The 15,722-nt window shown below is 59.5% G+C and carries 15 protein-coding genes and 1 tRNA gene; 5 read left to right on the forward strand and 11 right to left on the reverse strand.

Annotation, left to right across the window (positions count from 1 at the left end):
- Positions 1-10: 10 nt before the first annotated feature.
- The 4 genes from AC2LD7_RS02605 to AC2LD7_RS02620 all read right to left on the reverse strand — a co-directional run bounded on the left by AC2LD7_RS02605 (position 11) and on the right by AC2LD7_RS02620 (position 3,825).
- A complete protein-coding gene (locus AC2LD7_RS02605; RefSeq protein ID WP_019340650.1) occupies positions 11-298 on the reverse strand; it encodes a topoisomerase II in 288 nt (95 codons plus the stop codon).
- A gap of 63 nt (positions 299-361) precedes the next feature.
- Positions 362-1,582: an aspartate aminotransferase family protein gene (locus AC2LD7_RS02610; RefSeq protein WP_484596302.1), complete on the reverse strand. Its 1,221-nt coding sequence runs from the start codon at positions 1,580-1,582 to the stop codon at positions 362-364.
- Positions 1,583-1,698: 116 nt separating this feature from the next.
- Entirely contained in the window at positions 1,699-2,394 is a 696-nt protein-coding gene (locus AC2LD7_RS02615) for a crotonase/enoyl-CoA hydratase family protein (RefSeq protein WP_484596303.1), read from the reverse strand.
- A gap of 126 nt (positions 2,395-2,520) precedes the next feature.
- Positions 2,521-3,825: an HD-GYP domain-containing protein gene (locus tag AC2LD7_RS02620; protein WP_484596304.1), complete on the reverse strand. Its 1,305-nt coding sequence runs from the start codon at positions 3,823-3,825 to the stop codon at positions 2,521-2,523.
- 231 nt (positions 3,826-4,056) lie between these two features.
- Between AC2LD7_RS02620 and AC2LD7_RS02625 the strand changes: the two genes are divergently transcribed.
- Positions 4,057-4,146, forward strand: a tRNA-Ser gene (locus AC2LD7_RS02625).
- Between the two features lie 279 nt (positions 4,147-4,425).
- On the opposite strand, the gene AC2LD7_RS02630 is transcribed toward AC2LD7_RS02625, so the two are convergent.
- The 4 genes from AC2LD7_RS02630 to AC2LD7_RS02645 form a co-directional block, all read right to left on the reverse strand.
- Positions 4,426-4,713, reverse strand: a complete 288-nt coding sequence (locus AC2LD7_RS02630) for a HigA family addiction module antitoxin (RefSeq protein ID WP_484596305.1) — start codon at positions 4,711-4,713, stop codon at positions 4,426-4,428.
- A 16-nt stretch (positions 4,714-4,729) separates the two neighbouring features.
- Positions 4,730-5,008: a type II toxin-antitoxin system RelE/ParE family toxin gene (locus AC2LD7_RS02635; RefSeq protein WP_484596306.1), complete on the reverse strand. Its 279-nt coding sequence runs from the start codon at positions 5,006-5,008 to the stop codon at positions 4,730-4,732.
- A gap of 246 nt (positions 5,009-5,254) precedes the next feature.
- Positions 5,255-5,440, reverse strand: coding sequence for a hypothetical protein (locus tag AC2LD7_RS02640; RefSeq protein ID WP_484596307.1), 186 nt, complete (start codon positions 5,438-5,440; stop codon positions 5,255-5,257).
- A 141-nt stretch (positions 5,441-5,581) separates the two neighbouring features.
- On the reverse strand, positions 5,582-6,130 hold the full coding sequence (locus tag AC2LD7_RS02645; protein WP_484596308.1) for a hypothetical protein: 549 nt from the start codon (positions 6,128-6,130) through the stop codon (positions 5,582-5,584).
- A gap of 471 nt (positions 6,131-6,601) precedes the next feature.
- Here AC2LD7_RS02645 and AC2LD7_RS02650 point away from each other — a divergent pair, with 471 nt between their 5' ends.
- Together AC2LD7_RS02650 and AC2LD7_RS02655 are read left to right on the forward strand one after the other, a co-directional pair.
- Complete coding sequence (locus tag AC2LD7_RS02650) at positions 6,602-6,955, forward strand: rhodanese-like domain-containing protein (RefSeq protein WP_484596309.1); 354 nt, start codon at positions 6,602-6,604, stop codon at positions 6,953-6,955.
- A gap of 167 nt (positions 6,956-7,122) precedes the next feature.
- On the forward strand, positions 7,123-8,244 hold the full coding sequence (locus tag AC2LD7_RS02655; RefSeq protein WP_484596310.1) for a mechanosensitive ion channel family protein: 1,122 nt from the start codon (positions 7,123-7,125) through the stop codon (positions 8,242-8,244).
- Positions 8,245-8,293: 49 nt separating this feature from the next.
- Here the strand turns inward: AC2LD7_RS02655 and acs are convergent, their stop codons facing one another.
- Positions 8,294-10,249 carry an acetate--CoA ligase gene (acs, locus tag AC2LD7_RS02660; RefSeq protein ID WP_484596311.1) on the reverse strand — a complete coding sequence of 652 codons (1,956 nt, stop codon included), beginning with the start codon at positions 10,247-10,249 and terminating at the stop codon, positions 8,294-8,296.
- A 254-nt stretch (positions 10,250-10,503) separates the two neighbouring features.
- On the opposite strand from acs, the gene AC2LD7_RS02665 reads away from it, so the two are divergent.
- Positions 10,504-11,847 (forward strand): DUF2254 domain-containing protein, encoded by a 1,344-nt coding sequence (locus AC2LD7_RS02665; RefSeq protein WP_484596312.1) that lies wholly within the window; start codon positions 10,504-10,506, stop codon positions 11,845-11,847.
- Positions 11,848-12,217: 370 nt separating this feature from the next.
- On the opposite strand, the gene AC2LD7_RS02670 is transcribed toward AC2LD7_RS02665, so the two are convergent.
- Together AC2LD7_RS02670 and AC2LD7_RS02675 are read right to left on the reverse strand one after the other, a co-directional pair.
- A complete protein-coding gene (locus AC2LD7_RS02670; RefSeq protein WP_484596313.1) occupies positions 12,218-13,231 on the reverse strand; it encodes a DctP family TRAP transporter solute-binding subunit in 1,014 nt (337 codons plus the stop codon).
- Between the two features lie 146 nt (positions 13,232-13,377).
- A complete protein-coding gene (locus AC2LD7_RS02675) occupies positions 13,378-14,277 on the reverse strand; it encodes a LysR family transcriptional regulator (protein ID WP_484596314.1) in 900 nt (299 codons plus the stop codon).
- Positions 14,278-14,452: 175 nt separating this feature from the next.
- Here AC2LD7_RS02675 and AC2LD7_RS02680 point away from each other — a divergent pair, with 175 nt between their 5' ends.
- Entirely contained in the window at positions 14,453-15,655 is a 1,203-nt protein-coding gene (locus AC2LD7_RS02680) for a CaiB/BaiF CoA transferase family protein (RefSeq protein WP_484596315.1), read from the forward strand.
- Positions 15,656-15,722: the final 67 nt, after the last annotated feature.

The raw sequence follows: 15,722 nt of genomic DNA on the forward strand, positions 1-15,722 counted from the left end.
GTCGGCGCGATCAGTGATCGTGATTGCAGTCCGGCCCATGGACGTGGTCATCGTCGGCGGACTCGACCGGCTCCATCTCAAGCTCAAGACTGACCAAGTTGGTCGCTAACGGGCGCAGCAGCAAATTGGCGTATTCGGTGTCTCCGTCCTCGACGTCTACACCAATCATCAGCTGATTATTGCCGACCTGCTGAATCCAGACTTCCCGGCCCTGCCACATCACAGCAAAGCGGGTGCAGGAGGTTTCCAGCTGGGTGCCGTCTACGTCTTCCAGGATCAGTTGCAGGCTATCGCTCATGGTCAATGTTCTCGATGAAGTGAGGAAGACAGGACGGAAAATCGCCCTGCCAGATTTATCGGCTTAGGCCTGGGTAAGTTTCGCTGCGGCGCGCTCAAAGCGAGCGAGACCTTCGGCGATGTCGGCCTCGTCGATGATCAGGCTCGGCGCCAGGCGGATCACGTCGGGGCCGGCCTGCAGGATCATCAAGGCCTCGCTTTCGGCCGCGTCGAAAATTTCCCGTGCGCGCCCTTTCCACGCATCGTTGAGCACACAGCCAATCAGCAGCCCCATGCCACGCACCTGGCTGAACAGTCCATAGCGCTCGCCGATCTTCAGCAGCCCGCTCTTGAAGCGTTCGTGCCGGTCCTTGACGCCGTTCAGTACCTCTGGGGTATTGACGATATCGACCACCGCCTCTGCCACAGCGCAGGCCAGCGGATTGCCGCCGTAGGTGGTGCCGTGGGTACCGACGCTGAAATGCGCCGCGACCTTATCGGTGGTCAGCATCAGGCCGATCGGGAAACCGCCACCCAGGCTCTTGGCATTGGTCAGGATGTCTGGTGTTACGCCGTAGTTCATATAGGCGTACAGCGCACCGGTACGACCCAGGCCGGTCTGTACCTCATCAAGGATCAACAGCGCGTTGTGCTCATCGCAGAGCTTGCGAGCACCTTCTAGGTAGGCCTGGTCGGCGGGCAGCACGCCGCTTTCGCCCTGAATAGGCTCCAGCACCACGGCGCAGGTTTTACCCGAGATCGCGGCGGCGAGCGCGCCCAGATCGTTATACGGAACGTGACTGATACCCTGAATCTTCGGGCCGAAGCCGTCGGAATACTTCGGCTGGCCACCCACCGTCACAGTAAACAGGGTGCGGCCGTGGAAGCTGTTCACCGCCGAGATGATCTCGTACTTCTCCGGCCCATGATTATCGTGGGCATAGCGACGTGCCAGCTTGAACGCAGCCTCGTTGGCTTCGGCTCCAGAGTTGCAGAAAAATGCCCGGTCGGCAAAGGTCGCCGCCACCAGCTTCTTCGCCAGGCGCAGCGCCGGTTCGTTGGTGAAGATATTGGAGATATGCCAGAGGTTGCCCGCCTGCTCGGTCAACGCAGCCACCAGCGCCGGATGCGCATGACCGAGCACATTCACGGCGATGCCGCCGGTAAAGTCGATCAGTTCTCGCCCGCTCTGATCCCAAACTCGTGAACCTTGGCCGCGCACCGGAATGAAAGCGGCTGGAGCGAAAGTGGGAACAATGACCTGGTCGAAATCAGCGCGTTCTACCGGGGTGTGCGGGGCGGACATCAGGACTCTCCTGCGATGCAGCGAATAGGAATGAAAACGCCCCGCCATAGCGGGGCGTTGCACACGCAGTTTAAACGCAGGTCCGCCAGGAGTGGGCGGTCCGGCGAAAATTCTCTTCAGGGCGCAACCGAGTGTTGCTGATCCAGAACGATGGCCCGATCGAGTGTTTCCAGCAGCGCTTTGCGGACCTTGAGCTTGGTGTTCTTGTGCGCTGTCATGTTGATCTTTTTCAGCTGAATCGCGGTTGCCTTGGCGACTGCCATCAGCTCACCGGCCGGAACGACCTTGTCCAGGAAGCCGGCATCGACCGCCGCGTGCGGATCGAAGATTTCGCCGTTGATCACCGAGCGGCTGAACGCCGATTTACGTAGACGATCCCGTGCCAGCTCAATGCCCGCATGGTGCATGGTCATACCGATCTGTACTTCGTTGAGACCGATATTGAACGCCCCATCTACGCCGACGCGGTAATCCGAGGCAAGCAGCAGGAAGGCACCCTTGGCAATCGCATGCCCAGGACAGGCAACGATGACGGGAAACGGATGGGCAAGCATCCGCCGCGTGAAGCTGGAACCGGTCGCGACCAGCGCGATGGCATTCTCCGGCCCGGATGTCATGACCTTGAGGTCGTAACCGCCAGAAAGAATGCCCGGCTGCCCGGTAAGAATCACGACGGCGCGGTCCTGCTCGGCGCGATCGAATGCCGCGTTGAGCGCGTCGAATACAGCCGGGGACAATGCGTTGACCTTGCCATTGTTCAGGGTCAGGGTGGCGATGCCGTCTTCGACTTCGTAGGAAACCAGATCACTCATGACGAATATTCCTTGTTAGAAGTCGGCAGACGTTACCCAGCACGACCCTTGAGGTAAAGCGCCGTGACTGACTGACAAGTCACGATCTAAAGGTCATTTGGAACACCGCACACAAAGGCGGCTGGCTCAGCTTTCAGCCGATTCCGGCTCGAGCTCCAGTATCGCCAGCAGTTCGGGATGCAGGATGGTTTGTAGCTGCGGGTCGGCGATGAACAGGCCGTACGCCCCATCGGAAATGCCGCTGCGAATCCGATAAGGCGTCCCATCGGCATCGACGGTTAGCTGCGAAAGATCCAGATAACGCGGCTCGCAGGGCTTCTTCTCGGCATCCCGCATGACAACCACCTTGGGGCGCAAATGCAGTTGCTGATGCTTCTCCAACACCAGCGCCACCTCACCAGTGTGCAGCTCGACGAGCGTGCCCACAGGAAACACGCCCAGCCAGCGGATAAACTCCTGCACCAGTGTTTCGTCGAACTGCTTGCCAGCACCGCCACGCAGAACGTCGTAGGCGGCCTGGATCGGTCGCGCGTCGTCGTAAGTGCGATGACTGGTGATCGCGTCGAAGGCATCGACGATAGTGATGATCCGCGTAGTGAACGGAATCTGATACTGATCCAGGCCTAGCGGATAGCCCTTTCCATCCAGCCGCTCGTGGTGCCCATGCGCCGCCTGCGCGGCCGCGGCCGGAATGTCTTCCTGACTGCGCAGCGCCTGGTAGCCAAAGGTCGGGTGCAGCTTGATATGTTCGAACTCTTCCTGGGTGAGCTTGCCGGGCTTGTTGAGAACAGCGGGGTCGATCTTCATTTTGCCCACGTCGTGCAGCAGCCCGGCGATTCCCAGCAACTCAATTTTTTCGTCTGGTAACCCGAGATGAGTGCCAAAGCCCATCGCCAGAATGGAGACGGACAGGCAGTGCAGACTCGTATAGACGTCCTGCGACTTCAGCCGCGTCAGCCAGAGCATGGCGCTCTCGTTGCGCAACATGCTTTCGAGGTTTCGTGATACCAGCGCCTGGCAGGCCTTGGTGTCGATCGCTCGACCCTGCTGGACGTCCAGCAGCACCTGATCGAGCACCAGCGCGCTACTACGATAGGCTTCGCGGGCTTCCTGAACCTCAAGCGATAGCGGAATACGGGTCATTGTGCGCGTGACGCGTAGCGGCGTTGCCGAAGGCACGATCATCTGGCCCTGATCGAGCAGAACCCGACGGGTGTCGTCGACGAAAACATAGTCACAGCGCTCACGCACCGCCTGAATATGTTCGAGTTTGAGCAGGGGAAACCCCTGGAACAGAAAATCGGTCTGACGCCACGGCCGATCCAACTCGCAGATAAACATGCCGAGTTCGAGGTGGCTGACGTGCAGACGGCGCTTCGTAGCGACCTCCACCGCATCTGGCCGCTTGCGTTTGTTTTTGAATAACTTCATCAAAGCCTGTCCTGGCTCTTAATATTCACTACGCTCGATCCCAGTGACGTGTGTTCCGATGCCAACTAGAGCTGAGAAACCTAGCGCAACGATAGGTTCATTGCTATCGCCACCTCGTCGGCATTCTAACGGTGCCTTAACCACATGAAAGAACTAAAAAACTTTTTGCCATCCGAGAGCTCTTCGGCTACATTAGCGCGCCTCGACGGACATCAAACTCCGTCGAGATCCGGTGAGGTGTCCGAGCGGTTGAAGGAGCACGCCTGGAAAGTGTGTATACGAGAAATCGTATCGTGGGTTCGAATCCCACCCTCACCGCCAGACTCAATATACGCGAAGCCCCTGATTTTCCTAGCGGATGACAGGGGCTTCGACGTTTCAGACACAAAAAAACGCTCCGATGGGAACGTTTTGGGAATCCCCCGCGCACCTTCGACCTGCGGAAGGTCACTGTGCCGGCCTTCAGATCCATATCTCTCAGGCCAGCCCAATCGTCTCCCGCCCAGCCCAGATCATGAACTGCTAGCACCACAGCGCCCTACTTTTCACTCATCGCCGATCAACTCCCAGGCCGAACGGGTCAATCCCGGCTTGGATAGGCTAGGCGTAGGCGGCAAAGCGTTCGATAGGTGGTTGTGCACGATGCTGCGCCTGCCAGAGGTCATAGTCGGCCTGTACGCCAAGCCAGGTGCGGGCCTTGCCAATGCCGGCCAGCTCCAGGCGCACGGCCAGATCGGGGCTGATCGGCGCATGCCCGTGCAGGATGCGAGACAAGGTTTCGCGGGCGAAGCCCAGCCGCCTAGCTAACTCGGCGATGCTGAGGTTGAGCTCGGGGAGCACGTCTTCGAGCAGAGTTTCGCCTGGATGTGGTGGGTTGAACATGCCCATGGGAATTCCCTCCTGATCAGTGGTAGTCCAGATAATCGACCAACTCTATGTCGTGGCCTGTAAAGCGGAAGATCACGCGCCAATTGCCGCTGACGGTGAGTGACCAAAAGTCAGATAACTCCCCTTTGAGGGAATGCAGCCGCCAGCCTGGTATATCGAGATCAACCGGCGCGGCGGCTCGGTCCATAAAGCCCAGCATGCGGCTTAAGCGTTTCTGGTGGTCGGCACGGATTCCCTTGGTCGAACCCGTTTCGTAGAAGACTCGCAGGCCTTTGTGCTGGATGCTTATGATCATGGGCAAAGTGTGATGCATTACATCACACAGCGCAATATATGACGGCAAGTGATTGCACTCGTTCACATGCATATGGGAGCTGCGCCCTGCTCGCTCCATTCCTCGTCGATCAGTTCCCAAGCCGAGCACGGGAGCTCTGCTGGTGGCGTCGGTTCGTCCAGGTGGTCGTTCATGCCTGTAGCCGCCCCCACTCCCGTTTCACCGCCCGCTTCCGCGCTCGCCTTGCTGATACAGATGCACAACCGCTTAGGACTGGTCTGGTCGCCCTCGGTGAGCTTGTGCTGCTTGCCCGGTCTCCTCGTCGCTGTACCAAGCCAGCACGCCGGTATAGCAACCTTCCTCGGTCAGCTCAGCGATGTCGTCGGCGTTCGGCAGTTTCGATTCGAGCTCGAGTGTGGTGATGTAAGCGTCCACTGTGAAGCTGTGGCGCACGTTGGCACCCAGCCAGACGATGGCGGCAATCTCGGAGGCTGTAGGTGGGCTCCGAAATCAGCTCCGGCGGCCCTTGGCGAGCCACAATCAAGCATAGCCCCTTATCGAGCACGTGCCGCAACGAGACTGCCCGCCGGCCGGTCAATTGCCGACCGCACCTCCAATGGCCGATCCCCCAGGACCCGCTGCGCCGGTACCAACGCCCCCGACTCCGTTACCGCCGGATGTTCCGATTTCACCCGTAGCTGCGCCGCTGTCGGGATTAGCGTTTCCATTGGCACCATCATTACGGCTGGGATCCACCGGCGTGCCGGTGGTTGTCGGCCTGCCAGGTTCGACTGTAGACCTTCCCGGACCAGTGGTAGTGATCGGACCGTCGTCATTGCCCGGTTGCGTGATGCCCGGACTACTGGTCCCGCCAACCGGGGCCTGACCAGGCTGAGTCGTGCGAGTGCCAACCGAATTATTCGGCCGGACCGAGCCTGCTGCGCCCGGTTCAGCGGCCGATTCTGGGGAACGGCCAGGCTCGCGGACAGCATTGATCTCGCGTCCGATCTGCTGACGATTCCGCTCCATGTCCGCGCCTATCTGGTCTCGCTCCTGTTGCAGGGTCATGTTCTCTTCTTCGGCATCCGCTGCGCCTGAAACGATCAGAGCAAGCAGCAGTGCCGGAACGCCAAGCCTATTCATATGAGCCTCCAATATTGAACGTTCACATCAATAGACAACGGAAACCGCGCAGCTGCGCATGACTGAACAAGCATGCTGCTCAGCCATTGCCGGGTGCTTATATTGGATTGCGTACCTGCGCTGGTCTGTAAATTGCTTGAGTTTTCTTGAGACAAAGACTTCAAGTTTGGAAACCGATCGTTAGGCCGGTACGTCTGGAAAGCGGACCAGACCACTGCCGCCTCGATCAGAACCATCGTGCAGCGCATCCCAAATCACCGGGTACGCAATTCTTTCGGCAAGGCGCGACGGGATAATCCGGCCAACCGGAACGTTCGCGCCAGAACACAATAAGGCCGCTACCATGTTCAAACATAAGAAATTCAGGCAGGCGACACTGATCCTGCTCGCTACGGCGGTCATTCTGATTCTGCCGAATCTGACCCGCCTGATCAGCTGACCGCACGAAACAAGGCGGCCAAGAGGTAACGGATGTACCGATTATTTCTGCTCCTGATGATATCGACCACCACGGTAGTAGCGGGCGATATCGACCCGTCAGCCGCACTGACGGCACTGCAACGCCCCGACAGCGTATTGATCGATGTTAGGACCACGAAGGAATACGCCGAGGGCGCCCTGCCCGGCGCGACGCGAATCGAGACCCAGGACCTCGCTGAGCGCATCGCCAAGGTCGCACCCGACAAAAATGCTCCGGTCGTTCTCCACTGCCGCACCGGCCGCCGTTCATCCGCCGCGCAGGATTTGCTGCAACAGCTGGGATACAGCCAGGTCATCAATGCCGGCGGTTACGACGATCTGAAAGAGGTCGTTCCGCCGCGTTAATGGCCTTGCAGCGCTCATGGCAGCATTTTGGCAATACCCGTACCAGCCCCATCGTTTCGCCTCTCCGTTCGCTCGTCGTGGGAACTAATGCGTAGCAGCGGCTACTGAAAAAGTAGCCATTGCTTCAGCGCTTGGTCGCGCCAGCCCCATTTGGAGGACACGAATTGATGAATTGGGACGTGATGTTGAACGAAACGCTGTGGATCAACATCGCCATAATTGTTGGCGTCACAGTTGTCAGCTACCTGGTAATGCAAACCATCCTGCGCATTATCACCAATCGTTTGCGGAAGATTGGCAAAGGCTCGACTAGCGGGTTCTCCACCATCGCAGCGGAAATGCTCAGCCGCACCAGCCATCTGCTGCTGATTGCACTTTCGCTGTTGATCGCATTGAAGGTTGTCGAACTGCCAGATCGCTGGGAGTCGGCGATGTCCCATGGCTGGTTCATCGCCCTCGCCTTTCAAATCGCATTGTGGATGGACACGGCCGCTCGGCTGTGGATGGAAAGCCTGAACCGCGACGGCAAGGCACGAAACCCGGTCACCACTACCATCATCGGTATCATGATCCGAATCGTCATCTGGACCATGATGCTGCTCTCGATCCTGTCCAATCTGGGCGTGGATATCACGGCGATGGTCGCCAGCCTAGGCGTCGGCGGTATCGCCATCGCTTTGGCGGTGCAGACGTTACTTAGCGACGTCTTCGCGTCCCTGTCTATCGGCGTAGACAAGCCCTTCGAGATCGGCGATTTCGTCGTATTCGGTGAAGTGGCCGGGAACATCGAACACATCGGCCTCAGGACAACGCGCATCCGAGCCCTGAGCGGCGAGCAGATCGTCTGCGCCAATTCCGAACTGCTCACGCAAATCCTGCACAACTACAAGCGCATGAATACGCGTCGTATCGTGTTCAAGTTCGGCATTACCTACAACACGCCATCAGACAAAGTGCGCGAAGTTTCGGCGCTGGTTAAGCGGATCATCGAAAGCTTGGACCAAGCCAAATTCGACCGCGCGCACTTCCTCGCCTTCGACGACAGCCAGCTCACATTCGAGGTCGTCTACATCATGCAGGTGTCGGACTACACCGCATACATGGACACCCAGCAGGAAATCAATCTGCAGCTGCTGGACGGCATTCGTGACATGGGACTGCAATTCGCTTTTCCGACTCGCAGCGTCGAATTCGTCGGCGGCAGTTTTCCGGAGCTCACCGTGGCCGGCGTGCCGAAGGAAAAGCCCGCCGCCAACGAGGAAGCGCGCGACGCGCAGCCGAACGGCTGACCGAACTCGCGGTGCTCGGGCACATTACCCGGCACCGCGACAGAGCGGATCAGCGTGGGCGCATCTGCTTATGGGTTTCGATAAGCTGCGGCACCACGGCTGGATCAGCCAGGGTCGAGATATCGCCCAACGCGTCATACTCGTCGGTCGCGATCTTGCGCAGAATACGTCGCATGATCTTGCCCGAGCGCGTCTTGGGTAATCCCGGCGCCCACTGGATCGCATCCGGCACGGCGATCGGCCCGATCTCCTTGCGCACCCACTGCTGCAACTCCTGACGCAACTGATCGGACGGCTCCTCGCCCGCCAGCAGCGTCACATACACATAGATGCCCTGCCCCTTGAGCGGATGCGGTACGCCCACCACCGCCGCTTCGGCAACCTTGGGGTGCGCCACCATGGCGCTTTCGATTTCCGCCGTGCCCATGCGATGGCCCGATACGTTCAGCACATCGTCCACCCGACCGGTGATCCAGTAGTAGCCGTCCTCGTCACGGCGTGCACCGTCACCGGTGAAATACATGCCACGGAAGGTCTTGAAATAGGTGTCGACGAAACGGTCGTGGTCCCGATAGATGCTGCGCATTTGCCCCGGCCAGGAATCGAGAATCACCAGGTTGCCCTCGGTGGCGCCTTCAAGCAGATTGCCGAGATTGTCCACCAGTCCCGGTACTACGCCGAAGAATGGTCGCGTCGCGGAGCCCGGCTTCAGTGCGGTGGCTCCAGGCAATGGGCTGATAAGGACACCGCCCGTCTCGGTCTGCCACCAGGTGTCGACGATTGGGCAGCGCGACTTGCCTACCGTCTCGTAATACCAGTGCCAGGCCTCTGGGTTGATCGGCTCGCCCACCGAGCCAAGCAGCCGCAGGCTCGAACCATCGGCGCCTTCCATCGCTGCGTTGCCTTCGGCCATCATCGAGCGGATCGCCGTAGGCGCGGTATAGAGAATATTGACCTTGTGCTTGTCGATGATCTTGCCGATCCGCGTCACATCGGGATAGTTCGGCACGCCCTCGAACATCAGCGTGGTCGCACCGTTGGCCAGCGGCCCGTAGAGGATATAGCTGTGGCCGGTAATCCAGCCGACGTCGGCGGTACACCAGTAGATCTCGCCGGGCCGGTAATCGAAGACCCGTTCATGAGTCAGCGCGGCGTAGAGCAAATACCCGCCGGACGTATGCATCACCCCCTTGGGCTTGCCGGTGGAGCCGGAGGTATAAAGGATGAACAGCGGCTCTTCTGCGCCCATTTCTTTCGGCGCGCATACATCGCCAGCCACGTGCATGAGATCGTCGTACCAAATGTCGCGATGCTGGTTCCATTTGATCTCGCCACCGGTGCGGCGCACGACGATGATTTTCTGTACGCAGCGGGTTTGCGGGTTGGTCATCGCTTCATCGACATTGGCCTTCAGCGGTATTTTCTTGCCACCGCGCAGCCCTTCATCCGCCGTGATCACCACCTTGGAGCTGCCATCGATAATTCGCCCGGCCAGGGCTTCTGGCGAGAAACCACCGAATACCACCGAATGAATCGCGCCGATGCGTGCGCAGGCCAGCATCGCAACCGCTACTTCGGGAATCATCGGCATGTAGATGGTCACGACATCGCCGCGGTGTACGTCTTGCCCGCGCAGTGCGTTGGCGAACTTGCTGACCTCGTGATGCAACTCGCGATAAGTGATCGACCGCTGCTCGGACGGATCATCCCCTTCCCAGATGATCGCGATCTCGTCGCCACGCGTTTCGAGATGGCGATCCAGGCAATTCGCCGAAACGTTCAAGGTGCCGTCGGCAAACCACTTGATATCGACATGATGGTCGTCGAAGGACGTCTGCTTGACGCGCGTGAAGGGCTTGATCCAGTCGAGGCGCTGCGCCTGCTCGCGCCAGAAGCCATCGGGATTGACCACCGACTGTTGATACATCGATTTGTACGCGGCCTCGTCGGTCAGCGACCGAGCCGCAACTTCCGGTTTCACGGGGTACAGGGACGTAGCGCTCATGGGCAATACCTCACTCGTCGGTCTTGTTATCGTTTTCGAAAATCCTGTCTCACAGGCGAACCATACGAATCAAACCAGGTACCTGGCAAACTTCAGGTTCGAGCTACGTGGGGGTCGAAGCGTTCCGCTGGCTCGCGAGCCAGCGGTAAATACTTTTCTCGGTAGAGCATAGACGCTTCGGCCAAGGCGCACTTCGTTGGCCATCGAGGTCATACGAGCGTCAGGGCCAGCGCCCACCATGCCGGGAATTCGAGATGTCAGATCCAGCCAACGTGTTCTTTCGTATCGTCAAGCGCGTCAGCGAAAGCATCGCCTTGTATCCGGTCCTTATCGCCAGCGCTTATGTCCTGATCGCAGCGCTGGTACTCGCATTCGAGTCGACCCCGATTGCCAAAACACTACGCGACGACCTACCACCTGGCCTGATCGATGCCGACAACAGCCGAGAAATCCTCGGGACGCTGATCACCGGCATCATCTCGCTCACCGTGTTCAGCTTTTCGATGGTGATGGTCGTGCTCAACGGCGCCGCCGCGCGCCTGTCACCTCGTGTACTGCCGGGGCTGATCAGCGACAGGCGTAATCAGGTGATCCTTGGCGTCTATCTGGGCAGCACTCTTTATTTCCTGCTGATGATCGGCACCCTGAACACGAACGATCCGGCCAGCATTCCCACGCTCGGGCTGTCACTTGCATTGCTGTTCGGCATGGTCTGCATGGCGCTGTTCGTGGTGTTTATCCGCTCGGTTTCGCAATCGATTCAGGTCGACTGGATCGTCAGTCAGCTTTACTGCGAAGCATTGGACAATCTGGAAGCTCGTAAACGGCGCCTCGCCAGTGTTGCCGAGATTCCCGACGCGGCGGATTGGTGGTGTCTGCCCGCAGGCCAACCAGGCTACCTGCGCGAAGTGAACGAACGGCGCCTGGGCAAAATACTGCGCAAACGCGACCTGGTCGCCATGATCCAGGTGGAGCCCGGTTTCTTTCTGGTCGAAGGCCATCCGCTGATCAAGTTCAACGAGCCGCTCAGCGACGAGGATGCAGCCGAAGCGCTGGACTGCTTCAACTTCCACAACAACGAGTTTGCCGGCGCCAACGTCTCCTACGGCATGCGGCAGATCTCAGAGATCGCGGTCAAGGCAATAAGTCCGGCGATCAACGACCCCGGCACGGCGATGCGTGCGGTCAATCTGATCGGTGTACTGCTGAAGCGGCTCGGCGGTGTGCTGCCTTACGACATCGGTTGTTTCGACGATGGCCGGCCGCGTCTCTTCTATCCGCAACTGGGTATGCAAGGCATGCTCCAAGCCGTGATTGCGCCGATCCGCGTCTACGGCAGCCATGATCCGCAGGTGCTGATCACGCTATTGCAGGGCTTGAAGAACGCTCTAAACGGCCACCCGAACGAGGAACAGCTGGCGGCACTTCACGAGGAAATCCATGCCTTGCGCGATGAGGCCGATGCGAAAGTGGGGAACCCGCGCGACCGGCGCGCGGTGAACGAAGTGCTCGATCGATTGGCGAAACCCCACGGCGGACCGCCGGCCCTGGCACTTCTGCCGGTCACCTGGGAGCGTCCACCACAAACCCCGACCTGAGCGCGGCCTGGCACGCGCCAAGCGCCATCAGGCAAGGATCAGTTCTGTGGGAGGTCCGCCCCGGGGCGAAGCTTTTGCCTTTCAAGCTGACAGAGGAGCTGCTTTCGCCGCGGGGCGCGCCTCCCACAACAACGCTGGAGTCCGCACGAAACCCAGTGGGAGGGGCGATCCGTAGCGAACACGGCTGATGAGCACACAGCGCCAAGATCATCGGTTCGAACGTTCCCACCGTAGGAGTGAACTGACTCCGCGAGCAAAGCCAAAAGCTTCGCCCCGAGGCGGACCTCCCACAACAACGCCGAGACCTGCACGAAACGTGTGGGAGGCGCGCCTCGCGGCGAACGTGGCTAAAGAACAAATGAGAGATGAATTACTGCCCCTGATTCGCCGCTTCGGCGGCTTTGATCAGATCGACGCCGATTTCATTTTCGTACTTCTTCCAGGCCGGACGAACCGCGTCGCGCCAAGCGTTGCGCTGTTCTTCGGTCAGCACCAGGATTTCGCTCTTGCCGGTATCGACGATATTCTGCTTGGCTTTTTCATTCAGCGCCTCAGCCTGGCGATTCACCTCGACGGTGACTTCATCGATGATTTCTTCCAGCTCGGTACGCACCGGAGCCGGCAGGCCGTTCCAAAACTGAGTGTTAGTGATCAGCAGGTAGTTACCGATGCCGTGGTTGGATTCGGTCATGTACGGCTGCACTTCGTAATACTTCTGGCTGTAGATGTTCGACCAGGGGTTGTCCTGAGCATTGACCACGCCGGTCTGTAAACCCTGATAGATCTCGGCGAACGCCATCTTGCGCGGCACGGCGCGTAGCGCGGTGTACTGAGCGGCTTGCAGATCAGAAGGTTGCACACGGAACTTCAACCCACGGGCATCGGCTGGCTCGCGCAACGGCTTGTTGGCAGTGAACTGGCGCATGCCGTTGAGCCAGTAGGCCAGGCCAGTGATGCCTTTGTCTTCCATCGATTTGAGCATCGCCTTGCCTTTGTCCGATTGCTGGAAGCGCTGGGCGGCGGCCACGTCATTGAAGAGGAACATCAAATCGAACAGCTGCAGCTGCTTGGTGTATTGCTCGAGTTTCGATGGTGCCGGGGCGAGCATCTGAACTTGGTTCAGCAGCAGGGCTTCCATTTCCTTGCCATCGCCATACAGCGATGAGTTGGCGTAAACCTCGACCTTGACCTGATCCGGCAGCCGCTCCTGGACAAGCTTTTGAAACATCAACGCGCCCTGCCCCTTGGGCGTGCTGTCTGCGGTGATATGAGAGAACTTGATCAGGATCGGTGCGCTCGCTTCCGATTCGGCCTGGGCGCTGAAAACGGTGACAAGCGCCGAAACGGCGAGCATACGGGTGATACCACGGGTGAGTCGTGCCATGGGGAAGCTCCGTTTTGTAGTTGTGTGAGCCATGTAGCTAACCGGACTCTAGCCGGCGTCGTTTCCCACTGACATTCATATTTGAGCAAGCGAGGCTTCGCTACTCGCGAAGGCCGGGACGAAACCACGCCGTATTCAGCCTGTCTTCAGCGATTGCCTTCGCGAGTCGTGAGGTGTTCTAGCAACTGCCGCGCCGTGACCGATAGGCTTTCGAGGTTGCGCACACCAATCTTCAATTCGCGCCGTGCCCAGGGATCGGTAAGCGGGATGATCGCGACATCCAGCGCCGGCAGATAATTGCGCACAACCTGCTCGGGCAGCACGCCAATTCCCATGCCCGTGTGAATCATCCGGCAAATCGCCTCGAAGCTGCGCACCTGAATGCGCAGCCGCAGGGGCGAGCCCATCTGCTGGGCCGATTGCTGTAACAGTGCATGCAGTGAGGCATCCTGCTGCAAGCCGATGAAATCGAAACCAGCGGCATCGCGCAGGGCGATGCCTTCCAGCGTCGCCAAGAGGTGCTCACGCGGTGTAACCAGCGCCAACTGGTCCTCGCGGTAGCTGAATACCTGAATATCTTCGGCCGGCATGTGACCGGCGAAGATACCGATATCCGTCAGCCCTTCGCGCAGAGCACGCAGGGTGTCGCTGCTGACGCGCTCTTCCAGATCGATCTTTACTTCCGGATGCAAGCGAGCGAACGCGCTCAGATCCTCGGGCAGGAATTCGATCACTGCCGAGGTGTTGGCATGGATACGCACATGCCCTTTCACGCCCTGACTGAATTCGCTGAGATCGGCATCCATCTGCTGCAGGCCATCGAGCAGGTTGCGCGCATGGTGCAGCAGCGCATGACCGGCGGGCGTCAATTCCACGCCCTTGGGCTGGCGGTACAGCAGGCTCACCCCGAGCTGGCCCTCCATATCGCTGATGCGCTTGCTGACCGCCGCCAGCGCCAGGTGCTCGCGCTCGGCGGCACGGGTGAGGCTGCGCTCGTCCGCAATGGCGACAAAGAGGCGCAGGGTAACGAAATCGACACGCCGCATGGTTGGTTCTCGCATTCGCAAGTGACGAAGCGTCAACCATAAACCGGCCCGTTCAGAAAGGCATCCGTTAAAGTCCTTCGCATTCCACGAAACCATCCTTGGCTATTCGGTAATTGTCCGTTACGCGGCGCTCAGTCATTCTTCCCCCATGAATCGACCCGGCACAGGTGTTGTGATGAACGAGACGAATGTAAACAGCTTGCCGCTGCAAGGCCTCAAGGTCATCGAGATGGGCCAGCTGATCGCCGGCCCGTTCGCCAGCAAAATGCTCGGTGAGTTCGGCGCCGAGGTGATCAAGATCGAGCCGCCTGTTGTTGGCGATCCACTGCGTAAATGGCGCAAGCTCAAGGATGGCACCTCGCTCTGGTGGCATGTGCAGTCACGCAATAAGCAGTCGGTAACCCTTGACCTGAAGGCCGCCGAAGGCCAACAAATTGTTCGCCAACTGGTCGCCGAAGCGGACGTGCTGGTGGAAAACTTTCGCCCTGGCACTCTCGAAGGCTGGGGCCTTGGCTGGGATGAACTGGCCAAACTCAATCCGCGTCTCATCATGCTGCGCATCTCCGGCTACGGCCAGACCGGCCCCTACCGCGACCTGCCCGGCTTCGGTGTGATCGGCGAAGCCATGGGCGGGCTACGACACCTGTCCGGATATCCTGGCCAACCGCCGGTGCGTGTCGGCGTGAGCATTGGTGACTCGTTGTCCTCGCTCTACGGCGTAATCGGTGTGCTGCTCGCCTTGCAGGAGCGCAACCGCAGCGGCAAGGGACAGGAAATCGACGTCGCGCTGTACGAATCGGTATTCGCCATGATGGAAAGCCTGGTACCCGAGTACGACGCCTTCGGCTATATCCGCGAGCCCGCCGGTAGTGCACTGCCAGGCATCACGCCCTCCAATTCCTACCTGTGCAATGACGGCGCGTACGTACTGATTGCCGGCAATGGCGACAGCATCTACAAGCGCTTGATGACGCTGATGGGGCGCCAGGATCTGGCCGATGATCCGCGCTTCGCGCATAACGATGGCCGGACGCAGCATGCCGAACTGATCGACGCCGCGATCGGCGAGTGGACAGTGCAGCACAGCCGCGACGAAGTGATCGAGGCGTTGAAAGAAGCACGTGTTCCGGCCGGCTACCCCTACACCGCCGCCGATATCGTCAAGGACCCACACTACCTGGCGCGGCAGATGATCGAGCAAGTGCAGACCTTCGCCGGGCCGCTCAAGGTGCCAGGCGTACTCCCCAAACTCAGCCGTACGCCGGGCCGTATCGGCACCGGTGGCCCGCAGCTGGGCGAACACACCGAAGACGTATTGGCCGGACTCGGTCTTACCGAAGCGCAGCGCCAAGGATTGCGCGAACGGGGAATCATTTGAGCGGCCCCCATTCGCCGCGGGGCGCGCCTCCTACAGGTGTAGTGCACACCGATTGGTCTCGTGGGAG

It is taken from the genome of Stutzerimonas sp., from assembly GCF_982611455.1.